15 protein-coding genes are annotated in these 24,753 nt (G+C 54.7%); 4 read left to right on the top strand and 11 right to left on the bottom strand.

What is annotated here, in order from left to right:
• Nucleotides 1-97 precede the first annotated feature (97 nt).
• The gene (rpoC, locus tag IPN69_07180; GenBank protein MBK8810506.1) at nt 98-4,402 is read left to right on the top strand and encodes a DNA-directed RNA polymerase subunit beta'; all 4,305 of its coding nucleotides are present in this window, start codon (nt 98-100) and stop codon (nt 4,400-4,402) included.
• A gap of 99 nt (nt 4,403-4,501) precedes the next feature.
• On the opposite strand, the gene IPN69_07175 is transcribed toward rpoC, so the two are convergent.
• The 4 genes from IPN69_07175 to IPN69_07160 form a co-directional block, all read right to left on the bottom strand.
• Nucleotides 4,502-4,990, bottom strand: a complete 489-nt coding sequence (locus tag IPN69_07175) for a YcxB family protein (GenBank protein MBK8810505.1) — start codon at nt 4,988-4,990, stop codon at nt 4,502-4,504.
• A gap of 277 nt (nt 4,991-5,267) precedes the next feature.
• Nucleotides 5,268-5,678 carry a hypothetical protein gene (locus tag IPN69_07170; protein MBK8810504.1) on the bottom strand — a complete coding sequence of 137 codons (411 nt, stop codon included), beginning with the start codon at nt 5,676-5,678 and terminating at the stop codon, nt 5,268-5,270.
• Nucleotides 5,679-5,807: 129 nt separating this feature from the next.
• Nucleotides 5,808-6,149 (bottom strand): type II toxin-antitoxin system PemK/MazF family toxin, encoded by a 342-nt coding sequence (locus tag IPN69_07165; protein MBK8810503.1) that lies wholly within the window; start codon nt 6,147-6,149, stop codon nt 5,808-5,810.
• Nucleotides 6,134-6,376 (bottom strand): ribbon-helix-helix protein, CopG family, encoded by a 243-nt coding sequence (locus tag IPN69_07160; GenBank protein ID MBK8810502.1) that lies wholly within the window; start codon nt 6,374-6,376, stop codon nt 6,134-6,136. Before IPN69_07160 ends, IPN69_07165 begins: the two co-directional genes overlap by 16 nt.
• A gap of 239 nt (nt 6,377-6,615) precedes the next feature.
• Between IPN69_07160 and IPN69_07155 the strand changes: the two genes are divergently transcribed.
• Nucleotides 6,616-7,809 carry an ATP-binding protein gene (locus IPN69_07155; protein ID MBK8810501.1) on the top strand — a complete coding sequence of 398 codons (1,194 nt, stop codon included), beginning with the start codon at nt 6,616-6,618 and terminating at the stop codon, nt 7,807-7,809.
• Nucleotides 7,810-7,889: 80 nt separating this feature from the next.
• Here the strand turns inward: IPN69_07155 and IPN69_07150 are convergent, their stop codons facing one another.
• From IPN69_07150 to IPN69_07130, 5 genes are all read right to left on the bottom strand, one after another.
• On the bottom strand, nt 7,890-9,530 hold the full coding sequence (locus tag IPN69_07150; GenBank protein MBK8810500.1) for an OFA family MFS transporter: 1,641 nt from the start codon (nt 9,528-9,530) through the stop codon (nt 7,890-7,892).
• Between the two features lie 146 nt (nt 9,531-9,676).
• Entirely contained in the window at nt 9,677-11,704 is a 2,028-nt protein-coding gene (locus IPN69_07145) for a M13 family metallopeptidase (protein MBK8810499.1), read from the bottom strand.
• 90 nt (nt 11,705-11,794) lie between these two features.
• Entirely contained in the window at nt 11,795-12,661 is an 867-nt protein-coding gene (locus tag IPN69_07140; protein ID MBK8810498.1) for an NAD(+)/NADH kinase, read from the bottom strand.
• A 117-nt stretch (nt 12,662-12,778) separates the two neighbouring features.
• Nucleotides 12,779-13,333, bottom strand: a complete 555-nt coding sequence (locus IPN69_07135) for a hypothetical protein (GenBank protein ID MBK8810497.1) — start codon at nt 13,331-13,333, stop codon at nt 12,779-12,781.
• Between the two features lie 433 nt (nt 13,334-13,766).
• Nucleotides 13,767-15,776 (bottom strand): amino acid permease, encoded by a 2,010-nt coding sequence (locus IPN69_07130; protein MBK8810496.1) that lies wholly within the window; start codon nt 15,774-15,776, stop codon nt 13,767-13,769.
• 202 nt (nt 15,777-15,978) lie between these two features.
• On the opposite strand from IPN69_07130, the gene IPN69_07125 reads away from it, so the two are divergent.
• Complete coding sequence (locus IPN69_07125; protein MBK8810495.1) at nt 15,979-16,806, top strand: hypothetical protein; 828 nt, start codon at nt 15,979-15,981, stop codon at nt 16,804-16,806.
• Between the two features lie 35 nt (nt 16,807-16,841).
• Here IPN69_07125 and IPN69_07120 read toward each other — a convergent pair whose 3' ends face one another.
• Together IPN69_07120 and IPN69_07115 are read right to left on the bottom strand one after the other, a co-directional pair.
• Nucleotides 16,842-17,396: a manganese efflux pump gene (locus tag IPN69_07120; GenBank protein MBK8810494.1), complete on the bottom strand. Its 555-nt coding sequence runs from the start codon at nt 17,394-17,396 to the stop codon at nt 16,842-16,844.
• Between the two features lie 138 nt (nt 17,397-17,534).
• Nucleotides 17,535-20,660, bottom strand: a complete 3,126-nt coding sequence (locus IPN69_07115; GenBank protein ID MBK8810493.1) for a carboxypeptidase regulatory-like domain-containing protein — start codon at nt 20,658-20,660, stop codon at nt 17,535-17,537.
• A gap of 367 nt (nt 20,661-21,027) precedes the next feature.
• Between IPN69_07115 and IPN69_07110 the strand changes: the two genes are divergently transcribed.
• Complete coding sequence (locus IPN69_07110; GenBank protein MBK8810492.1) at nt 21,028-24,687, top strand: VCBS repeat-containing protein; 3,660 nt, start codon at nt 21,028-21,030, stop codon at nt 24,685-24,687.
• Nucleotides 24,688-24,753 lie beyond the last annotated feature (66 nt).

Genomic DNA, 24,753 nt, shown 5'->3' with positions numbered 1-24,753 from the left:
CGATTTCGGATTGCCGATTTTGGATTTTGGATTGGTCGAATTTTATCGATCTTCCAAAATCCAAAATCTAAAATCCAAAATCCAAAATCCAAATAATATGTTTAGATTTCAACAGGATAACAAAACACAGCTAACCCCGAATTTTGAGGCGATCCGCATTTCGCTGGCATCGCCGGAAAAGATTCGGTCTTGGTCTCACGGTGAAGTTACCAAGCCGGAAACGATCAATTACCGCACATTCAAACCGGAGCGCGACGGTTTGTTCTGCGCCCGCATCTTCGGTCCGGTCTCTGACTGGGAGTGCTTGTGCGGAAAATACAAGAGAATGAAGCACCGCGGCGTGATCTGCGACAAGTGCGGCGTCGAGGTCACGCAGTCGAAAGTCCGGCGCGAGCGCCTCGGACACGTCGAACTTGCGAGTCCCTGTTCGCACGTCTGGTTCTTCAAGGGCCTGCCGTCGCGAATCGGCCATCTGCTCGACATCACGCTCCGCGACCTTGAGAAGATCCTCTACTTTGAAACCTATATCGTCGTCGATGAAGGCGATGTTCCGGGACTCAAGGAAAAGGAACTTCTGACCGACGAGCGATTCCGTGAACTGACGCGCGATTACCCGCATCAGTTCGTCGCAAAAATGGGCGCTGAAGCCATCAAGGAGCTACTGGCAACGGTCAATGTCGAGGAACTGGTGGCCGAACTTCGCGTCAAGATGCGTGAGGAAACGTCGCAGCAGAAGAAGCTCAAGTATTCGAAGCGTTTGAAGGTCGCGAATTCGTTCCTTCGTTCGGGCAACAAACCCGAATGGATGATCCTCGACGTGATCCCGGTCATTCCTCCGGAACTTCGTCCGTTGGTGCCTCTCGACGGCGGCCGGTTCGCGACGTCGGATCTTAACGATCTTTACCGCCGCGTAATCAACCGCAACAACCGTTTGAAGAAGCTTATCGAGCTGCGCGCGCCGGAAGTTATCGTCCGCAACGAAAAACGAATGCTCCAGGAAGCCGTCGATGCGTTGTTCGACAACGGCCGCCGCGGACGCGTTCTGCGCGGTGCGAACAACCGACCGCTCAAATCGCTTTCGGGAACGCTCAAGGGTAAACAGGGCCGTTTCCGTCAGAACTTGCTCGGAAAACGCGTCGACTACTCGGGACGTTCGGTGATCGTCGTCGGACCGGAGCTCAAACTCCACCAGTGCGGTCTGCCGAAAAAGATGGCGCTCGAACTGTTCAAACCGTTCATCTACAACAAACTTGAACGGGAGGGACACGCCGCGACCATCAAACAGGCGCGCGAGATGGTCGAACGCCAGGAACCGATCGTCTGGGACATTCTCGAAGACGTGATTCGCGAGCATCCGGTGCTGCTCAACCGCGCGCCGACGCTCCACCGTCTTGGAATTCAGGCGTTCGAGCCGGTTCTCGTCGAAGGCAAAGCGATCAAGATTCATCCGCTCGTTTGTACGGCTTTCAACGCCGACTTCGACGGCGACCAGATGGCGGTTCATATTCCGCTTTCGGCCGAAGCCCAGATCGAAGCGCGCGTCCTGATGCTCGCGTCGGAAAACCTTCTGTCGCCGGCGTCGGGCCAACCGATCACGGTTCCGTCACAGGACATCGTCCTCGGCGGATACTATCTGACGCTCGGCCGCGACGGTATGCGCGGCGAGAACAAGATCTTCGCGTCGGTTGAAGACGTCCTGCTCGCGCTCGACGCGAAGGTCGTCGAAACACAGACGAAGATCAAACTTCGCGTCCGCGGCGAACTGATCGATCTGACGCAGGAACACAACCCGCAGGATGTGATGCGCGGAACGATCCGCAACGTCGATCGCATCATCGATACGACCGTCGGCCGCGTGATCTTCAACGATCGCCTGCGTCGCGAAGGTATGCCGTTCATCAACGGCACACTCAAGAAGAAAGGCCTGCAGTCGCTCGTCAACTTCAGCCACTTGCGTCTCGGCCACGATATGACCGTCGAACTTCTCGACGATCTGAAGACGCTCGGATTCCTGTACGCGACGAAAGCCGGTATGTCGATCGGTATCGACGATATGGTGACGCCGCCGAACAAGGGCGAGATCATTGAAAACGCACGCAAGGAAGTCGATAAGCTTCAGAAGCAGTATGAAGAAGCGACGATGACCAATATGGAGCGCGAGAACAAAGTAACCGCGATCTGGTCCGAAGTTACCGACCAGGTTGCGAAGGAAATGTTCAAGGCGATGAACGAGCGTGAAAAGAACCGCAACGAGCTGAATCCGATCCTCGTGATGGCGGATTCCGGCGCTCGCGGTTCGGAAGCTCAGATTCGTCAGCTCGCCGGAATGCGCGGTCTGATGGCCAAGCCGTCGGGCGAGATCATCGAAACGCCGATCGTCGCGAATTTCCGCGAGGGTCTGAACGTTTTGCAGTACTTCATCTCGACGCACGGCGCGCGTAAAGGTTTGGCCGATACGGCGCTCAAGACGGCCGACTCGGGTTATCTGACCCGCCGGCTTGTCGACGTCGCGCAGGACGTGATCGTCGCCGAACAGGATTGCGGAACGCTCAAGGGCGTCTGGTCGGAAGCGATCGTCCGCAACGGTGAGGTCGTCGAATCGCTTCGCGACCGAATCGTCGGATGTACCGCGCTCGACGACATTATCGATCCGGTCGACGGAACGGTGATCGTCGAAGCCAACGCGGAAATAGATGAAGATCTTGCCGGTCAGGTGCAGCTTTCCGGACTTCAGAAGGTCCGCATCCGATCGCCGCTGACGTGCGAAGCCCGCCGCGGAATCTGCGTCAAATGTTACGGACGCAACCTCGCGATGGGACGCACGGTCGAGATCGGCGAAGCGGTCGGTGTTATCGCCGCGCAATCGATCGGCGAACCGGGAACGCAGCTGACGATGAGAACCTTCCACGTCGGCGGTACGGCGCGTCTCGAACAGGAGACGAAGCATATCTCGGCGATGGACGGAACGGTCAAGTATTCCGAGGATATGAAGACGATCACGAACCGCGCCGGCGAGAATATCTCGATCCGACGTCAGTCCGATCTGCTTCTGCTTGACGACCGCAGCCGCGAAGTCGCGCGCTACCAGATCGTTTACGGTGCGCACGTTCAGGTCAAGGACGGTCAAAAGGTCAAAGAAGACGACATTCTCGCGACGTGGGATCCGTTTACGTTCGCGATTTTGACCGAAGTTTCGGGTACGGTGAAATATCACGACCTGAAAGAAGGCAAGACGGTCGAGGAAGAGGTCGACAAGTTCTCGGGCCAGATCCGGCTCGTCGTCAAGGACTCGGACGAAAAGAATCAGCCGCGTATGGAAATCCGTGACGGCAACAAGATTCTGAAAACGTACCAGATGCCGATCCGCGCCAACCTGCTCGTCAGCGACGGTCAGCAAGTCGAGGCCGGCGACATTATCGCCAAGATCCCGCGTGAAACGACCAAGACGAAAGACATCGTCGGCGGTTTGCCGCGCGTCGTCGAACTGTTCGAGGCTCGTCGGCCGGGCGAAACGGCGGTTATGTCGGAAATTCACGGTTCCGTCAAATTCGGAGGGATCACAAAGGGCAAGCGCAAGCTGATCATCACCGGCGACGACGGTACGGAACGCGAATACGACATCCCGCGCGGTACGCATATCAACGTGCAGGAAGGCGATCGCGTGAAGGCCGGCGAACCGTTGATGGACGGACCGCTCAACCCGCACGATATCCTGCGGGTTCTCGGAATGGACGCGTTGCAGAACTATCTCGTCAACGAGATCCAGGAAGTGTATCGTCTGCAGGGCGTTAACATCAACGACAAGCATATCGAGGTGATCGTTCGCCAGATGCTCCGCTGGGTCAAGATCAAGGAAGTCGGGGATACCGATTTCCTACTTGAGGAACAGGTCGATCGCTTCCGTTACGAAGACGAGAATAGACGCGTTCGCGATGAAGACGGAGCGGCCGCCGTGGCCGAACCGCTTCTGCTCGGAATCACGAAGGCTTCGCTCTCGACGGATTCGTTCATCTCGGCGGCGTCGTTCCAGGAAACGACCCGCGTGCTGACCGAAGCCGCGATCTCGGGCCGTATCGATTATCTGCGCGGATTGAAAGAGAACGTCATTATGGGACGTCTGATCCCGGCCGGAACCGGTATGAAATACTACCGCAACGTGAAGGTCGATTATGATCCGACGATGAACCAGAAGGTCGTTGACGAGTACGACGAGGAATTTCCGGTCGTCACCGGCGGGATGGATCTGCCGTTGCCGATGGACGTCCCGGGAGTCGAAGTCGATGATTTTGATGACGTCGACGAGATCGAGGTCTTTGACGAGGAACTCGAACTCGACGCCGACGAAGAAGTCGCGTTCGATGGCGAACTCGGCGACGATCTCGCGGACGACGACGACATTTAAGCGTCGTTGATTGATTGAAAAAAAAGCGGAACGGGTTTGGACTCGTTCCGCTTTTTTCATTGGCTGGGTCGTTGTTTCGCCATCACGTTCATTGATTTGTTAGTTGCCGCCGTTATTTTCACGGACTCGTTCAGTAATAAACTGTTTTAGTTCGTCGTCAAGATTTGCAGTCGGTAAGGTGATGTAGCCTTGCTTTGCAATGAACACCAACCACACCGACGGATATTGCCAAATCTTCTCAATCATCTTCCACGACAGTTCAGTCGAACCGATATTCGATTCTATTCCAACCCGCTCGTCAGTAAAGCGAAACTTAGCCGTAGGCGTTTCCATTCGATCAAATTTTTCCATCGAACGGCGTAAGTAAATAAAATAGCTCGCGCAAGCGATGCCCAAACTAAAAACAATAGCCGCTCCTAAAAAGCCCAGAAACCACGAACGGTCACCGCTCAAAAACACTAGTATGAAAGCGACGCAAACAGCCGCAAATATGAGGAAGCTCCCTAAACCAATGTTGCGCGTCCAAAACTTCCAGACGGCAAATCTTATCAATTCACGGGAATAGCTAACGGTGATTTCTCGATTCATCATTCGTTATACAATCACGAGGTATCGAACGAAGGCGGTAACCGGGCCGCCGTCATGGACTGCCCCGTAGATGCCAGCAAAGAGGCAAGCAATTATGAACAGCAGAGGAACCATTGCAAGTTTGACCATTTGGTTTCCACTTGAGATGACGTGAGGCGAAACGGCTACGGAGCAACGGTTTTTCAGGTTACATTAAATGAAAGACGCTGTTTCACCCTCACGTCCATTGATTTGTTGTGCCGCCGTTTATTTCAACACACAACTTACCATACAAAAATTATTCGGGAACGAACAAAACAATTGCACCAAAAACAAGTGCCATAATCAAAACTAAACAGCCGACCGCTACGCCCACCGTTACCGCCCACGAACCTTTTTGATTGGCAATTACGTCGCCCTGCAAATACTCTACAAGTTGCCGCATAGCAATCGTGTAAGCCATCGGCAGTATAAAATTCGGAAACCCGTCCGGCAACAAAAAGGCAATGATGAAAAGAACTATGGTCGAAACCAATCCCAAAATTAAAGTTTGCCACCCAGAACCAGCCCTGCCTAAGTTCCTGTAATTTTGAGCGAGAAGGATAGAGCCAGCTATTGGCATACCAATAAATGTCGCCAAAGCGATTTGAAAATTAGAAAAAAGATTTCCGGTAATTTCCGGTAGATTTGGTTTTTCTTCTTCAGTCATTACTATTCCTCGATCGAATAGAATCCAAAACCACTCGAACAGGTGCTCCCCGTTGCGCGGGGACGACATATCAGCCACAGAACGGAGAAGCTTACCTTGATTAACCGCGCCACACGAATTCTTAATACGTTATGCACCGCCGATGATTTCATTCAACCCTTCGAGAATCGCATCCAATTCTTCATCCGACGCGGTGCCGATTTTCTTTCCCAAGCGTTGCGTCGAAAGCGTCCGGATCTGACTGATTTTCACCCACGACTTTTTCGGTAGTTTCGGGTCAGCAAGTTCAAAAGTCAGCGGAAAACCCGCGTTTGGTTGTTGGCTCGTCAAAACAACGGCGATAACCGTTCCGGAACGGTCGTTGAAAACATTCTCGCTCAAAACTAATACGGGACGCGAACCGGATTGCTCGTGTCCGAGCGTCGGGTCAAGGTTCGCCCAAACAATGTCGCCTCTTAATATTCGAGCCATTCTTCCGCCTCGCTAGCCAATCCCAAGTCGGCTAAAGATTGTTCTTCGGTTTTGTTGAGCTTGGCACATTCACGCGCAAGGCGATTACTGTCAAGGCGCGAAAGTTTTTCTTCAACTGCGGCTTGAACGGCTTGGCTGCGATTTGAGAAAACGCGCTCTTTGACAAGGCGGTCAACTTTCTTCAGAAGGTTCGATTCGATCGAAATTGTAACTTTTGCAACACTCATAACCAAAGTAATACTGTTAGTCATACCAAAAGTCAACTTCGAATGATCCGCGTTCTGACTTCGAGTTCCCCGATCATCGCGTCCGCCCCGTTCCGGTTGAAGACAATCGGAAGGCGCTTCGGCCGCTTTGCCCGGACGACATCTACGGTCGTCGGCAGCTCCGGTCCGAGAAGCTGAATTCGCCGCAGAATATCTTACCATTTAGTGTCTTACTATTTAGTGCTATAATGAATTCCGGTATGCAGAACCCTTTTGAATTCGGACGAGAACTGGGCGCGAACGAATTGGTGAATCGGATCGATGAATTGGCGGCGATCCGTCGGACTATCGAAACGGGTGGCAAGTTGTTTGTAATCGGTCCCCGGCGATTCGGCAAGACGTCTTTGCTCAAATCATCGGCTGAGCACGCCGAAAGGGAAAATTCGATTGTCCTTCGGTATAACGCCGAGGCGTTTTCCGGAATCGACGGACTTGTCAGGAAAATAGTCGAGGATTCCGCCAAGGCATTGCAGGGACGGATCGAAAAAACCGGCGAACATATAGCTCGCTATTTCAAGGCCCTGCGTCCGGAACTCAGCTTTTCGGTCACTCAAACGGAATGGAAAGCATCACTCGGCGCAACCCCAAGTGCGGCTTCCGTCGGGGTCGAGCAACTTGTCGACGCGCTAAATGGACTGGAGGAATTGGCTTCGGAACAAAAGGAGCGAAAGGTCGCCCTCATTATCGACGAGTTCCAGGAAATCTTGAATCAAGCAGGTGTTCTCGCCGAGAAACAAATTCGCTCGGCGATTCAAACTCATCAATTCACCGCGTATGTTTTCGCCGGATCGAAAACGAGCTTTCTTACCGAGATGACGACGAATCCGAGCAGACCATTCTATCGTCTGGGAAGTTCCCTTTTCGTTGGTCCGTTGCCCAGGACCGAGTTTTCGCGATTCCTTTTGGACAAATTTGTATACGGAGGTTTTTTCTCCCCGAAGAGCAAAGAAGATGAGAAGCTTAGTCTCGCAATAAAGATACTCGATGTTGCCGAGGATGTGCCATACAACGTTCAGATGATCGCGCATTCCTTGTGGAATCGACTTCTGGAAATCCGGATCGGATCTCCGGAAACCGCTTTCCTCTCCGAAGCGCTTATTGCTGACACGCTCGAGACGCTGCTTCGCCAGAATGACCCGTTTTACACGCAAGTTTGGAACGGGTTAACTGCAATTCAGAAAAGAGCTCTATCGGCAGTTGCGCGAAATGAAGGGCAAAATCTTCAATCCGCGAAGGTCACCGGCGAATCGGGTGTCTCAGCGTCGTCGATGAGAAAATCACTTGAATCGCTGACGTCGCGCGACGTCCTGCGTCAAGAGGAATTGCGCGGTTCGATCAAATTCAAATTTGAAGACCCTTTTCTCGCCGCTTGGATCAGGAGATTCACATCATAAAGCCAACCGGGAATCGGAATTAGTTTAGTTAGTGACGTCAATCCGGGGTCAAGCACAGTCGCTCCCGTTGGAATTCGATTTCAAAACAACGCCAGGGCTTGAAGGATCGTCATCCAGACTCCCCAAGCGATCGGAACGAGGACGAGGATCCAGAATCCGAACACAAGCAGTGGACTGCTCGCCTTCGCCTGTGCGTCGGAAGGTTTCGCAGCGTGTTCCGCGAGCACATCGGCGTGGGCTTTATCGTGGGCCAGTTTGCGTTCCGCGGCAAGTTCTTCGTCCGTCATAAACCATTTGTCGGCGACCGGACGGACCAGAAGGTTGCAGATGAAACCGACGACGAGAAGCCCTGAAAGAACGTACATCGTCGTGTCGTACGCGGCGGCCTTCTCGACCCCGGACTTGATCTGCCAATCGTTAAGATAGTTGACGAGTACCGGCCCGAGAACCCCCGCGACAGACCACGCCGTCAGCAACCGGCCGTGGATCGCGCCGACCATCTGCGTGCCGAACAGGTCCGCAAGATACGCCGGAATCGTCGCGAATCCGCCGCCGTACATTGTCAAAATTATGCAAAAAATTCCTGCAAACAACGCGACGCTTCCGGAACGACCCGCCGAAGGCGCGGCGGCATAGAGCAAAAATCCGAGCGTGAAAAAGGTAAAGTATGTAGTTTTGCGTCCGAGAAAGTCCGAAAGTGAGGCCCAAAGAAAACGCCCGGCAATGTTGAAAAGACTCAAAAGTCCCGTAAAGCCGGCGGCGATCGCTGCGACCTTGGCTAGTTGTTCTGCGTTGAGCTGGTCGAACTTGAGATCAACACCGATCAATTGTCCGCTGAAGATCTCCTGCAACATCGGCGACGCCATTCCAATGACGCCGATTCCCGCCGAAACGTTGAGACAAAGGACACCCCAGAGAAACCGGAACTGCGGTGTTCTCCACGCCTTTTTCACGTGAACGTGGCGCCGCGTGATCATCGCATTCGAATCTTTGTTCGCCGGCTCCGTCCATCCGGCCGGTCTCCAGCCCGACGGCGGAACGCGGTAGGACATAGCGCCGATGATCATAAATACGAAGTAGACGGCGGCCAGCACGAGAAATGTTTCCCAGACGCCGACCGAAGTCGGGGAAGCGAAACGCTTCATCAGTTGGTCCGCGAGAGGCGAGCCGATCATCGCCCCGCCTCCAAAACCCATAATCGCCATTCCGGTTGCCATCCCGCGCCGATCAGGGAACCACTTGATGAGCGTCGAAACCGGCGAAATATAGCCGAGACCGAGACCGATCCCCCCGATCACGCCCGATCCGAGCCACATCATCCATAACTGGTGCGTATAAACGCCGACAGCCGAGATCACCAGTCCGCCGCACCAGCACATTGCCGAGATGACGCCGGCCTTGCGCGGGCCTGCGCGCTCGAGCCAACCGCCGAACACCGCCGCGCCTGAGCCGAGAAAAACGAAGAACAGCGTGTACATCCAGCCGAGTACTGGCTTGTCCCAGTCGCAGACGGTCGTGAACAGTTTTTCGAACCAGTACATATCCGCCGGACAAGGAATCGATTTCGTCACACCCAGGGCCTTCGTGAGCGGGAGCCAGAAGACCGAAAAGCCGTAGGCCATCCCGATGCAAAGATGAATGCTGAGAGCCGCCGGCGGAACGAGCCAGCGATTGAAACCCGGATGGGCGATCGTATTTCGTTTGTGGAGTATTTCTAGCATTTTGTTTCGGGCACTTTCGTTTCGCCTGCGCTTGGAGTTCCGCCTTCAGGCGGCATACCCATTTCGCCGGGCCGCCTGAAGGCGGAACTCCGAACGTAGGCCGCCTAAAGGCGGAACTCCGAGCGGAACTCCGAACGGAACTCCAACTACCAGATCTCGCAAATGTTCTTGCGGACCATCTTTTTGCCTTCGCGGCAGCCGAAGGCTTGTGCAAATTCGGTCATATTCGAAGTCGGACCGTTGACGCGATAGCGCGCGTGCGAGTGCGAGTCTGTCAAGACCTGCTGGCGCTCGAATTCGGACGTCGATTTAGTCGCCCAAACCTGCGCCCAGCCAAGGAAAAAGCGTTGCTCCGCCGTAAATCCGTCGATCTTCTCGGGACGCGGTTTGCCTTTCAGCGAATTCTGAAACGCGGTATACGCGATCTCGAGTCCGCCGAGGTCGCCGATGTTCTCGCCGAGCGTCAGACGTCCGTTGATAAACAGGTTCGGTTGAATCTCATACTTTCCGAATTGATCGACGACGCAGTTGGCGCGTTCTTCGAACTTTTTGCGATCATCATCAGTCCACCACATCTTCAAGTTTCCTTCCGAATCAAAACGGCTGCCCGAATCGTCAAAACCGTGCGAGATCTCGTGGCCGATGACACCGCCTATGCCGCCGTAATTGATCGCATCGTCGGCGTTGAAATTAAAGAACGGGGGTTGAAGAATTCCGGCCGGAAACGTGATCTCGTTGTTGATCGGACTGTACGAAGCGTTGATCGTCGGAGTCGTGAATCCCCAACGCGTGCGGTCGACGGGCTGATTGACGTCCTGCAGATTGCGACGAACGTTGAACTGAGCCGCGCGCGCGCCGTTGCCGAAGAAAGACTTGCGGTTGATCTTCAGCCCGGCATAGCCGCGGAGCTTGTCCGGATAACCGATCTTCTTTTTGAATGTGCCGAGTTTCTTCGCTGCCTGGGTCTTGGTTTCGGCGCTCATCCAGTCGAGCTGTTTGATGCGCTCGCCCATCGCGATGAAAAGCTGATCGATCAATTCATCGGCGCGTTTCTTTGTTTCGGGTTTGAAGTTATCGCGAACGTAAGCCATCCCGAGCGCTTCGCCGAGCGTGTTGTCGACGGTTCCGACGCATCGCTTCCAACGCGGTTGCTGCTCTTTCGTTCCCTGCAGCGTGCGCGAGAAAAAGTCGAAGTTCTCGTCGACGAATTTCTTCGAAAGTCGCGGCGCGGCGGCGTTGACGACCATAAAACGCATATAGGTCTTAAGATCAGCGAGCGCCGTTTCGGTCAGCATTTTGTTGACTTCCTTAAAGAAATCGGGCTGGCCGAAGTTGAGTTCCGTGATCGGCGCGACGCCGCGCGCCTTCAGATAATCGTCCCACGAGAAATTCGGCGTGATCGCGGCCGCGTCGGTCAGCTTGATCTTGTTGTAGCGCGCGTCCGGATTTCGCAGTTCGACCGGGCGTTTGGACGCAAGCGCGAGGCGCATCTGAACGTCCATCACCGTCTTGGAATTGGCCGCCGCCGCTTCCGGCGTGTCACCGAGAAGCTTGAACATATTCGTCATATAGGCGACGAATTTCTCGCGTGTCTCTTTGGACTTGGCGTCATCTTTGTCATAGAAGTCGCGGTTCGGCAAGCTCAAGCCGCCCTGGCTCGCGTTCGCGATGTTCATATTGCTGTTCTTCAGGTCCGCGCCGGCGCCGAAACCGAAGAACATCTGCACGCCCATCTGATGAAAGGAGGCGATCGCGGCCTGGAGATCTTTGGCCGTTTTGATCTTTTCGATTCTCTTGAAATGCGCTGCCAGCGGCTTTGCATCGGCGGCCTCGATCGCCGCTTCATCCATACACGAATCGTAAAGGTCGCCGATCAACTGCTCGTCGCTTCCCTTTTTCGATTTCGATTTTGCGGCCTTTTCAAGGATTTCGCGCAGGATGATCTGGTTGTTGTCGGCAAGAATGTTGAACGTTCCCCAACGGGAAAATGCCGGCGGTATCTGAGTGTTTCGCAACCAGGTACCGTTCGCGTACTCGAAAAAGTCGTCGCACGCGTCAACGGACGTGTCCATCCGGCTGGTGTCGAATGCCTTGCTCTGCGCGAGCGTTAAGGTCCAAAACGAGCAGATGATCGCTGCCGTCGTCATCAAACGAAAAAAAGAAGTTCGTGTCATTATAGGTCTCCTAAGAAGATAGTTGCTGAGTAAAAGGATCAACCTCCAATCGGCATTCCGCAATCACGCAAATCGCAAATCCAAAATCGGTCAGCGTCCCCATTTCAGTTTGTTCCGGAGGACGTCGAAATAATTGCGATTGGGGGGTCTGACAAGGTTGAATGTCATCGCGCTCTTGCGGATCTTGACGCAATCGTCGATCTGCATTTGATACCCGACCTGTCCGTCGAGCGTTAAAACGACGCCGTCGCTGTCGTTCTTTAGCACAAGTTTGATCTCCGCCGAATCGGGCATCACGATCGGCCGATTCGTCAGTGTGAACGGGCAGATCGGCGTCAGCACGACCGCGTCCATCGTCGGATAAACGATCGGGCCGCCGGCCGACAAGTTGTAGGCAGTCGAACCGGTCGGCGTCGAGACGATCAGTCCGTCGGCGCGAAACGAGTTAACGAAAAGATTGTTCAGATTTACTTCGACCTCGATGATCCGCGCAAGCACCGCTTTGTTGATTACGACGTCGTTAAGAACGCGGCCCGACGCCAGCTTCTCTTCGCCGCGCCAGTGTTCGGCGTCAAGCATCACGCGGCGGTCGATCTCGTAGTTTCCATCGAAGATCTCGTCGAGCGCCGAAAACATCTCCTCGATGCGAAATTCCGTCAGATATCCGAGGCTGCCGTAATTGATTCCGAGAACGATAACTTCCCGATCGCCGATAAGACGCGCGGTCGAGATCATCGTGCCGTCACCGCCGAGGACGACGATCAGATCGACTTCAGCTTTGAAACGCATTGAGTCAACGCTGTCGATATCACTCAATGCTTCGTGTGCGCGAGGTTCGCCGATAGTTCGGATGCCTTTGTGCTTGAGCCAAACGGAAAGTTCGTTGGCGGTACGCCAAGCCTCTTCGTCCTTTGGTTTGACGACCACGCCGACACAGTTGATTTGGCGGTTTTGCATAGCGACAAGCTCAACCTAATAATCGACCAAACGAGCGTAAACTTCAAGTTGGTTTGGTTCGGCAAACGAAAAGGGAGCCGCGAACGACTCCCTTCACGAAAAACTGAAATTTTGAAGTTACGGCTTCTTCGTGAACACCATTTCCGAAGAGTTCGTGCCGCGCGGCGATTCCGACTCACGGTTCACGGTCAGCGTCTTTCCGTCGTCCGACAATGTCCACGTATCTTTCGTCGTCATCGTGATCTCGCCCATCTGCGTACTGAAGGTTCGCGACTGACTAAGTTTCAGCTTGGATTCTTCAAACTTCCCTTTGAGCGTTACCGGAATCGCGCCCATCGGACCTTCCTGCGAGATCTGCGACTCCTTGCCGTCAAGCGTGTATGTGAAAACGCCGTCGCCGCCGCCGAAGCCGCCGCGCCCTTGTCCCATTCCGCCGCGTCCTCCGCCGGAAGCGTCTGCCGGAGGCGGAAGGCGCTTCGTCGCCGATTCGATCTTGATATCCTTATCGGTTTGCGTAACGGTCATCGTCATCGATTCGATGCGCGCGCGTTCGTCGAGTTTGGACTTGCTGACATCGAGCGTCCAGGTTCCGGAAAAATCCGTCGTCTTCTGCGCTGCTGCCGAAAACGCGGCAACGCATAGGATCGCCGTCAAAAACAAAAACTTTCTCATCACAAAATGCTCCTTAACAGTTAAAAATTCAGAATGGCTCACACTATAAGACGCAATTTCGGCGAGTTTGGTTAATAGTTTTCTTCGTAAAGTTTTGTAAATCCGATTTATCGGGGGCGAACTCCCGAAACGCAACTTAAATGTTTGGTGCAAATGAGTTTATCCCAAAATACCCGTTAACCTTTCAATCGGACGTCTTTTTTTCAAAGACGGACACAGATTAGCCGGATGAGAAGGATTAGTCTGAACTCGAAATATCATCACATTGTGAACAACGGAATTATCAATGTTGATCCGTGGAAAAAAAGACGATCGCACCGTTCGGCATCAGTCGGATTGGATGGCGACCGGGTCTTCGGGTTGAAACTGTTTCCGAAACAAGAAGGGATGAAGGACTGGAGCCCTTCATCCCTTCGCAACGCTGAAGGTGCGATCAGTTTCCTTCGGCTTTCTTTCTCGCGGTCGCGTTTTCCATAAAGACGCCTCCGAGTCCGACGATGAATCCGACGATGAACATCCCGACCTCGAAGGTGAGGATCGATTCGCGGGTCAATGTCGGAAAGGCCCAGATGATCAGGTCGGCGACGAACGTGAAGGCCGATACTGCAAGACCGAGTGCTGAAACGATAAATCCAAGCGACGCGATCATCAGATTCGAGTTCAGTTTCCGTGCCCGGCCCTCCTCGATCGCAAGGTTGCTGTGGACGTAACCGTAACCGAAATAGATCGAGAGTCCGATCAGCAGCCAGACGGCGAACCGCATCCAGTTCGTAACGCCGAGTTCGGTCATCAGATACGCGCAGAGAAGGAGTCCGAGAACCGGGATCAACGTCAATTTGCGCAAAACCGAGAATATCGACATCACGATGCAAAGGATGACGAATACCATCATCGGGATCTTGTGTGTAAATGCCGTCCAGCTGCTTTCACCTTCGGCCGGCACGATCTTGACGAAGTTCGAGATAGCGTCCGGATTCAGAAAATAAAGGAGCGCCGCGGCCAATAAAACGAGTCCGGGAATGATGAACTGCCCGTTGATGTATGGAACATAGCGATTCTCGCGGCCGAACTCCTCGTCCTTGAAGAGAACGCCGGCACATACGACAACGAATGCGAACAAGGTTCCGATGCTGGCGAGGTCCGTAACTTCCGTGAGATTCATAAACAACGCAGGGATAGCGACGACGAAACCGGTAATGATCGTCGCGAACCAGGGCGTTTTGAACTTTGGATGGATCGACGAAAACTTCTTCGGCAAAAGGCCGTCGCGGCTCATCGCCATCCACAAGCGCGGCTGGCCGATCTGAAACACGAGAAACACGGTCGCGAGCGCGATCACCGCGCTGATCGCGATGATTCCGGCAACCCACTGAATGTTCGCGCCCTCGATGCCGAAAACGAACGCCAGCGGATCGCCGACATTGAGCTTCGTGTAGGTGACCATTCCCGTCAGCACCAGTGCCAGGGTACAGTAAAGTATCGTGCAGATGATCAGCGAGTACATCATCGCCCGCGGCAGGTCGCGATGCGGATCCTTGCATTCTTCGGCCGTCGTCGAGAGAGCGTCGAAACCGATGTACGCAAAGAAGACCGCCGAAACTCCCTTCATTACACCGGTGAATCCGTTCGGCGCAAACGGCGACCAGTTCGCCGGATTGACGTAAAAGAGTCCGAGAAAAATGACCATCAAGATGATTCCGATCTTGAGGATCGTCATCGCGTTTCCGGCCCATTTCGATTCGCGGATACCGATGAACACCAAGGTCGTGATCGAGAAAGTGATCAGCAAGGCCGGCAGATCCATAACGACGTGAATGTCGCCGAGCCGCGGCGCGTTCGCCCAAGCGCTGTAAGCGTCGAACTGGTTGCAACTTATGAGGGCGTCCTTCGCATCGCACGCCGCCTTGAGCGCGTCAACGGTCGCACCGCCCGCGACAGCGTCGTTGACGGCCGCAAAACCTCGTTTGGCCGTCAGGAAGTCCATCGTGAAGTGTTCGGGAATGTTGAGTCCGTAGCCTTTCATCAAACCGGTGAAATAGTCGCTCCACGAGATCGCCACGGCGATGTTCCCGATCGCGTATTCGACGATCAGATCCCACCCGATGATCCAGGCAATCAGTTCACCCAAACTCGCGTAGGAATAAGTGTAAGCCGAACCGGCGACCGGAATCCGTGACGCGAACTCGGCGTAACAGAGCGCCGAAAAGGCGCAGGCGACCGCAGTGAAACCGAACAGAAAGATAACTGCGGGTCCACCGTCGAACGATGCTTTTCCGACCATCGCAAAAATGCCGGCGCCGATGATCGCGGCGATTCCCATCATTGTCAGATCGAATTGTCCGAGTGTTCGCCTAAGTCCGCCGCCGTCGTGACCGTGGTCGGCTAGTCCGGCTGCCGCGTCAGATTGAATCTGAGTAATAGATTTTGTTCGAAAAAGATTCATATTTTTCCGGTTCAGGTTTGATTTGGAGTGAAACTTTGCGAATTTTGAACGAAATCTACCAAAGTTGCAATGGAAACCAGTTGTTATTAGTATTTTTTAATTCCGGCACCAGTACTTCCTGGTTTGAATCCGAAGATCTTGTACGTTGACCGAAATGAAAAGCCGCCCGATACACGAAAACCTGGATACTTCTTTTGTCAATTTGCCTGCGCTCATCCGTTATTTGCGCCGGAGGCAGTTTGCCGGACGTGTGCGCATCGAATTGAGCGGTTATGAGGCCGACATTTATGTCTCTTCGGAAAATCAAATGCGTGTCCGCGAGTATGATCAGATCGCCGGCAGGATAGCCGAAGGCGACGAAGCATTGCAGCGGATACTTATCCGTTCACGCGAACCTGGCGGAATCATTAACGTGTATCAGACATTGGCCGAAACGGAAGTGGTTGTCGAGCAGGTTCAAATGAAATCCGAAATTGCCCGTCCGAAAGTTGCGGCCGCAGTTGCTCAGGCGGCAACCGAGGTGTTTTCGAACGGAAACCCGGTTCAAGTAAGGATCGAAGAGACCGCAACCGCGAAACCGGCGTTACCGAATTTGCCGTTTGAGTTCACGAACAGAGTTGAAGCCAAAGCAAAGCCGAAGGCGCTTTCGGCCGAAGAGACAAAGGTTCTGTTGGGACTGGTCGGCGAATTGCTCGGAACGGCCGATCGTGCTCTGTCGATGGCGAAATTGAATTTTCCCAGCGCCTATCATAAGGCCTGTATGGAAATCTGCACCGATTATCCGTTTTTGATGTCGCTCGAATACGGTCAGGGAAAAGTTACGGTTCCCGATTTGCCGTCCCCGAAGATCTTTGTCGTTGGAGTTCTCGAAGCGCTAAAAAGAATTCTTGACAAGCTTGGTGCGCATCCAAAGTACGAAGAAGTCAACCGTTTTGCAAGCCGGCAAATTCTCGCTCTGTCGAGTCAAAGAAAGACCTATTATCAGAAGTACGGAATTGACTCACCGTTGAAAAAACTCTTGGGAGTTTGATCGCTCTCGCTAGTGGCGAGTCACGATTTGGGAACTCAGATCGTAAGCATCTTGATCCCCAGCAGAATCAGAACGACACCGCCGGCAAATTCGATCTTCCCGCCGAATCGGCTCGAGATTCTCTTTGCCAGAAATAGCCCAAGATACGTCGCGAAGAACGCACCGACGCCGATCAGAGTCGAGTAGAGAAAGATCGGCTTATCGACCAGTCCCAAAGAAACCCCGACTCCCAGCGCGTCAATGCTCGTAACGCTCGAAACGAAGATGATCTTCAAAATGCTGTGCTTTTTCGGCTCTTCCGCCGTTTCCTCGGCTGGGGATCGAATTTCCCTGTAGGCTGCGTAACACATATGCGCGCCGACAGCGGAAAGCAGCGAGAAGGCGACCCAATGATCGTATTGAGCGATGAAGTTCTGGGCGAGGCTCCCGAGAAGAAAGCCGATCGCCGCCGCCGCACCTTCCCCGAAGCCGGAACTGCAGGCGAAAAGGAATGCCCGCCTGCGGCTGAAATGGCGGAAACCAAGCGCGAGCGCGGCGGAGAACGAGTCGATGCTCAAGACGACCGTAAAGATGATCAATTCGATAATCATTGTCGAGAAACCGTCTCATCATAACAACCGGGACTCAGACGATTCAAAAGGAGATCGGACTTTCTTGTTAGACGACAACCGTCAAAAAAAAGGAACGGCCGTAAAGACCGTTCCGAGTGTTTAGGTTTTGGAGATCGTCTAGCGAGGATCACCGTAGAAATCAATGTTGGTCGCGTTGTCCTCAAGGCCAATGACCTGAGAATCCTGCTTGAAGACGAAACGCTTCGAACTAACACTGACAACAACTGACTGGCCGGCCGGAACCTCGTCGAATCGGTAGTATCCGAAAGCTCCGGTGATGGCGCGATGGGTCGTGCCATTTTCTTCCGTCAGGAACACGTAAGCATTCTTGATTCCGCGTCCGTCGGAGGTCGCGACTCGACCTTCGAGCGAGACGTTGGCCGCCGTCGGCGCAAGATAGAAACCGAAATCGTACGTGTGATTGTTCTGACCGATGTTTCCGGTGAGCAGCGAAACAGCCGAACCTCCACCAGAGAGGCTGCCGTCCGAATCGCGGCTGTCGCCGTTTGCCGACCCGTCGCTATCGGTCGGCGAAAGCGTTCGGCCGAAAAGCGGCTGTCCGCTTGAGAAATTCGAAGAGACGACACGAACTTCGTACCGGCGATTGGGAACAACGCTTCGTTTGCAGTTTGAGTACTGAATCTGCAGTCGCGGTGCGCTTGATGCGACTCCATCGAACGATTCAGCGCGTCGATAGTTATTCGCCGCCGCGCCGCTCATCACGAACGCCATCGAGTTTCCGCTCGCCCATCCGGCGCGATTGACGACTTCCTGCACGACGCTTGTGATACTTGGTGATTGAACCGGCGTTCCGACAAGCCAAGTCGCCGAGGGATTCCAGCTTACGGAAGCGGTCGTCAACGAGCGGCTGCCGACGTCATTCGACGTAGTGGTGAAAGTCGCCGCGCTGTCTGAGTTTTCGCCTCTGATCGAGAATGTCGGGTTTCCGGCTCCGGTTACGCCGCCGCCCAAGCGCGGCGCGAATTCAAGCGTGGCGCTCGTGATCGTCGAGCCTTGCGGAATGCCGACCCCGTTGAATCGGACACCGACGATCTGCTGCGTCGCGCCGTCAGCGGTCAACTCCAAGTCGTTGCCAGTGATACTGACCGAATTCGTTCCGGCATTCTGTTCGGCGTCATCGGAGGAACCCGAAACACTGAGATTGAGTGAGCCGGCGGCGCTGCACGTCGTCGCGGCCATATTGTCGTTGTTAGGGCCGCCGAAAAGGTAAATGCCGCTCGCCGTCGTCGTCGCGGTGCCGACCTGAGTGTCGACGGTATTGTTACCATCCGTATCTTCCCAAAGCTGTACAACAACATTTTGAATGCCGGTTTCGTTGGGATCCTGAACGCCGTCAGAGTCTGTATCGTTCCAGACTCGGTTTCCGATCTGGAGCGGGGCGGCGTTGCTGAGCACTTCGGAATCACCGCCACCGTTGACTTTGCCGAAGTTGTTGAGATCGGCATCAAGATAAACGTCATACGCGCCGAGCAACTGACCGGTAGAGTTCGAATAACGTTGGACGCCGCCCGTGTAGTAGTTGGTTACGCGCGTTCCGGCTGAGTTAAACGCGACCGGATCGTAGAACGTCGTCACAACGTGGTTGTATCCAGGTACCTGGGTCAATCCGCCCCAGCCGCCTTCTTCACGTCCGTCTCCGTTGAGATCGGCATAATACTCGCCGCCGCCGGGCCCTTCGTTGGTGCCCGTGCCGGCGCCGCCGGCGCCGTTGCAGCTGCCGTTGGTTTCAAAGACATAATTTCCGGCGTTGAGGCAGACGCGCATAATGTCGCCGTAACCGCGGTAGAAATCAGGGAAAACCACCTGATCGCCGTAACGGTCGCGAAGTCCGAGGATCATACTCGTGCCGTCAAACTCGATGTCGGTCAGCATCGGGGCCGGACGCGCAATTACACCGGTCGTGTTCGCCCAACGCTGCCAGTTTCCGCTCTCGCCGGTCGCCGCGTCACGCGTGAAAGTCAATGTTTGATTGGCGACAAGTGTAAACGTGGAACCGTTGAAGCGCCACACGAAAGCGTGGAGTTTCGTATCGGCCGCTTCGGACTCGGCGGAGCACACGCCGCCGACGTAAATCTGTCCGCTGGCATCTCGCCCGACGCCGAACGGACGGACGTCCGCCGCGGCACAGTTCCCGCCGCCGGTCGAAAGTCCGGTCGTCGGAATGTCGAATCGGGTGATCGTCGTCGAATTGAGAGTACCGCTTGTCGGGATTACGTAAAGGCGCCGGTCGGCGAGATTGACGGTGTAGAGATTTGCGCCGTCGGCTGAAAGCCTCAAACCGCCAAGACCGCGCTTGCCGACTTCCGATATCGTCGCGTTGTCGGCCGACCAGTCAGGTGTCGAAGCTACCGGATGAGTATTCGCGCCGGCGGTGTTCGCGCCAAAAACGGCGTTAAGGTCAACATAAAGACTTGACGTCGGTGTCGCGCCGTTCGGATCGGAAATCATATAGATCGCGCCGGTCGATTCGCTGGAAAGGTCACCGAGTCGCGCACCGCGCTTCATAAAGGTCGAAGCGTACGCGCGTTTCGTGCGGCTGTTCCAGGTCAGACCGAAAGTCGCACCGACTTCGTCCACAAGTGCGATGCCGGTCGGCGAAAGAAGTGACGTTCTCGAAGGCGAGGCCGTCCAGGATGTCGGATCGACGCTGTTAAGCCGGCCGTCCAGTTCGTCGGCGTAGTTGTAAGGGAACCTCACGATCGTATGTGCCGAACCGCCGAGGCCGACGTTGTAAACCTGGGTCATCAGGAAGGGAATGTTCTCGCTGTAGGTGGTACCGCTGACAACGCCGAGGTCGACTGTGGCGGAACCGCCATCATTCACGAAACGCGTCGTGGTCGAGTCACTCGAGCCGGCGATTGTCGGCGAGAAACCGCTCGGAAGAGTGGTGAACTCGACACGATAAGGACCCACAGGAAGCGCTGGGGCGGCAGAGGTATTGATGCTATAAGTTCCGGTTGCGCTGGTCGTCGCAGTTTTAGTGGCCCCGTTCGATGCGTAAACCGTCACCGTCACGCCGGTGACGCCAGCGTCGACGGCATAGTTGGGAAAGGCGCCGGTCGTGTTCCGCACACCGTTCATATTGTAATCATAGTAAACCGTTCCGGAGATAACTCCGGCCGCGGCCGACTTCTGAACAACTTGAACGAGAAAAGCGGCGCTAATCAGAACAACGGCGAACGCGAGAACGAAGAATTTGGAATAAGCTGTTTTTATCGACATCGTAGCTCCTTATCACGAAGATCCAGCGCGAACGGAATGACCCGAAAGTCGGCGTTTTCTCTGTCTGCACAATGATTTTTGGAGTCAGAAGAGAGGAACAGAAAGCTGAAGATCCCGTTTGGTTGGGTTTTAGAAACGACCGCCCGAGAGCGACCGCATAACCACTATAGAAAACATTGTTGAAAATTGCAAACAATTTTTAACGATATGGATCGTTGAATATTGAATCAACTTTGCTATTATTCTTTCAAAGTCCGATGTTTGTTTTATGAGGCGTTTGATTCAATTAACTTCGATTGCCACCGTGATTTCAGCGATCATTTTCTTGGGCGGGCTGATCGAAACAAGGACTTATTCTCAAAATGGTTTGGGTGAGGTTCACCCTCAAAACGTGAGGGCCGCCGCCGCCGGCGTTTCGCCGCGGGTCAGCAGTTTTGGGCCCGCCGTTCCCGACGGTTCGCTTACGGGCAAAAAGACGGCGGATGAGAAGGCGCTGGAAATCCCGAACAATCTTCCCTTTCGCAAGCAGATCGAAAACGCTCCTCAGGACGGCCTCAACAGACTTGCCGATCAATCCTCGCTGCTGATGCCTGCCCCACTGCTCAGCTTTGAGGGTCTGAATTCAAATGACAACGCAGCTGCTTACGGTTTTCGCGTTCTGCCGCCCGACACCGTCGGGGATGTCGGATTCGATCATTACGTCCAGGCCGTTAACCTGTTGGTCAGGGTCTTCGACAAGTCGGGTAACGCCCTGACGCCGCCATTTAAGCTGAGCAGCCTGTTCGCGCCTCTCGGAACGCCGTGCTCGACGCGCAACGACGGCGATCCGATCGTCCTTTTTGATCCGCTTGCCAATCGATGGATATTGAGTCAATTCTGCACACAGGCACCGCCGTTCCGGCAAATGGTCGCGATCTCGAAGACCGGTGATCCGACCGGCGAGTATTTCATATACGAGTTTGTGATGCCGAACGTCAAACTCAATGACTATGCGAAGTTCGGAGTCTGGACGGACGGGTACTATATGTCAACCGACGAGTTCGTCGGCAGCGATTACGCGGGCAGCGGAGTCTTCGCCTTCGACCGGTCCAAGCTGTTGAATGGCGATCCAACGGCCAGTTACATCTATTTCGACCTCGCGTCACCGACGACACTTAGAATCGGCGGTCTGCTTCCGTCAGATCTTGACGGACTGCGCGCGCCGCCGGCCGGAGCCGCGAATATTTTTGTCGGCTACACGGCGACCGAGTATCAGGAAGCGGCCGACGCGATCAGGCTTTTCGATTTCAAAGCCGATTTCGTCAATCCCGAAAACTCGACGTTTTCCGAGCGTCCCGAAAGTCCGATCGCGGTCGCGCCCTTCGACCCGACGAGCCCGGCGGGCCGTGAAGACATAGCGCAGCCGACGCCGGGTGAAAAGCTTGACTCACAAAGTGACCGTCTGATGTACCGCGTCGCCTACCGAAACTTCGGCGCATTCGATTCGTTGGTCTTCAATCAAACGGTACGCGTCACGCCCGCGAACCAAACCTATCGCGCCGGGGTCCGGCTCTACGAATTTCGGCGAAATCTGCTTTCCGTTCCGCCGTTCCAGCCGTTTGCCGTCTCCGAAGCCGCGACGATCGGGAGCGTCGAAACGTCCAGATTTATGGGTGCCGCGGCGCAAGATCATCAGGGAAACCTCGCTGTCGGATATAGTTCGAGCAACGAAGCAAAAAAGCCGGCGATCAGTTACACCGGAAGGTTGGCGACCGAAACGCCCGGGACATTCAGAATACCGTCGGATCTGATGATCGGAACGGGAGTTCAAACGGCTTTCGGGTTTAGATGGGGAGACTACAGCGGTCTCAGTGTCGATCCGGTCGACGACTGTTCGTTTTGGATCACGAATCAATACTATAGTCTGGAGAGCCAGGAAGAGAGCGATTTCGGTTGGCTGACCCGAATCGGAAAGTTTCGTTTTTCGGAATGCGTCGATGACGTGAGAACGAGGATCGCCGGAACGGTAACCAACGCCGCGAACGGACAGCCGATCGAAGGCGCGACGATCACGGCAGATTCGGTTTATTCGCGCTCGACCAACGCATTGGGCAATTACGCCGAACTTCTCGTCATCCCGGGCGCGAGCTACGAACTTCGTGCGTCGGCAAGAGGTTTTCGATCGGTTACCAGAAGCGTTTCGGCGTCCGGAGGCGGGACCATTGTCGAGAACTTCTCGCTCCAACCGATCGCCGTTCTGGAGAATTCCGGCGTCGAGATCGCTGCCGAAAGCTGTGCCGTAAACAACGCCGTCGAACCCGGCGAAACCGTCACGATGAACATTGCCTTTCGCAACGCCGGGGCGAGCGCGACTTCAAACCTTTTTGCCGTACTTCAACAGTCCGGCGGCATAATTAACCCGGGAGCAGGCCAGAACTTTGGCGCGCTACCGCCTGGCGGACCAAGTGTCGCCCGGCCATTTACCTTTACCGCATCTCCAAACTTGAACTGCGGCGCGGAAATTGTTTTGACGTTCAGCCTGAACGACGGAGCCGAGGATCTCGGAACGGTCACGATCCCGATCCGTGCCGGCCGCACGAGGTTGGCTTTTTCCGAGAATTTTGATTCGGCGAATTCACCGGCGCTTCCGGTCGGTTGGACGACGTCCGCGACCGGGGCGCAGCAGAACTGGACGACGTCGGTCAACCAGATCCAATCGCCGCCGAACTCGGCGTTTTCACCCGATCCGAATCAAATCGGACTCAACGAACTTGTTTCACCGGGATTTCCCGTTGTTTCGCCAAATGCAGAGCTTGAGTTCAGAAACTGGTACGAACTCGAAACGACGTTTCTTCGCAATCGGCTCTATGACGGTTCGGTGCTCGAGATCAAGATCGGCGCCGGCGTTTGGCAGGATATCGAAACCGCGGGCGGTGCGTTCCTTACCGGCGGCTACGACGGCGTGATCGACTCGTGCTGCTCTAATCCGCTGGCGGGCCGCCGCGGTTGGTCGGGACGCAGCGGAGTAAATCAGATTTCTGAGTGGATCACGTCGAAGGCGAAACTGCCGCCGTCCGCAGCCGGCAACAACGTGCAGTTGCGCTGGCGGGTCGGAACCGATATCGGAACGTTCCGGACGGGACAGTTTATCGACAACATTTCGGTCACGGACGGCTATGTATGCGATTGCGCGACGGCCGCGAGGCGCGCTCCGTTCGATTTCGAGGGCGACGGACGGACCGATCTCAGTCTCTTCCGGCCGAGCGATAATCCGGCAGAACCTGACTTTTTTGTTCGCCGCAGTTCGAATGATTCCCCGTCGAACAACTCGTGGGGAAGCGTTGGCGATTTGCCGGTAAATTCCGATTATGACGGCGACGGAAAAACCGACCTCGCAGTTTTCAGATCATCGACCCGAACCTGGTTCATACTCGGGAGCGTCGGCAACTCGATCTCGGCTATCAACTTTGGACTTGCTTCGGACGTTCCGACGCCAGCCGATTACGATGGCGACGGCAAGTCTGACATAGCGGTTTTTCGACCTTCCGACGGGGTTTGGTACATCCTCAAGAGTTCGGATTCGCTCGTTCGCATCGAGAGATTCGGACTGAGCGGAGATCTTACGGTTCAGGCGGACTATGACGGCGATCAAAAGGCGGATGTCGCCGTGTTTCGCCCTTCGACGGGCGTTTGGTACATATATCAAAGCGCTTCCGGGACAGTGAGAATCGAGAATTTCGGAGTAAATGGCGACCGGCCGGTACCCGGGGATTTTGACGGTGACGGACGGACAGACCTGAGCCTGTTCCGGCCGTCGCAACGAATTTGGTACCAGCTGAAGAGTGCAACCGGATTTTCGACTACCCAATTCGGTCTGCCGGACGACAAGCCGCTTCAAGCGGACTTTGATGGTGACGGAGTCAGAGATATCGGGTTTTACCGCCCTTCATCGGGAGTTTGGTACTACATCGGATCTTCGGGTTCCACGTTCTCCGTTGCCTTCGGTCAGGCGGGAGACGTAGCCGTGCCGTCTATTTTTGTCCCGTAGTTATTCGGTTCGCCTTTTTATGCGTTGTTTTTTGTGCTACAAATTAAACTTTCCCCGCCCGGTTAT

This window comes from Acidobacteriota bacterium (assembly GCA_016715115.1).
Lineage (GTDB): Bacteria > Acidobacteriota > Blastocatellia > Pyrinomonadales > Pyrinomonadaceae > JAFDVJ01.
The sequence above is the reverse complement of the archived record's forward strand: the minus strand, read 5'-3'. Positions and strand labels throughout refer to the sequence as shown.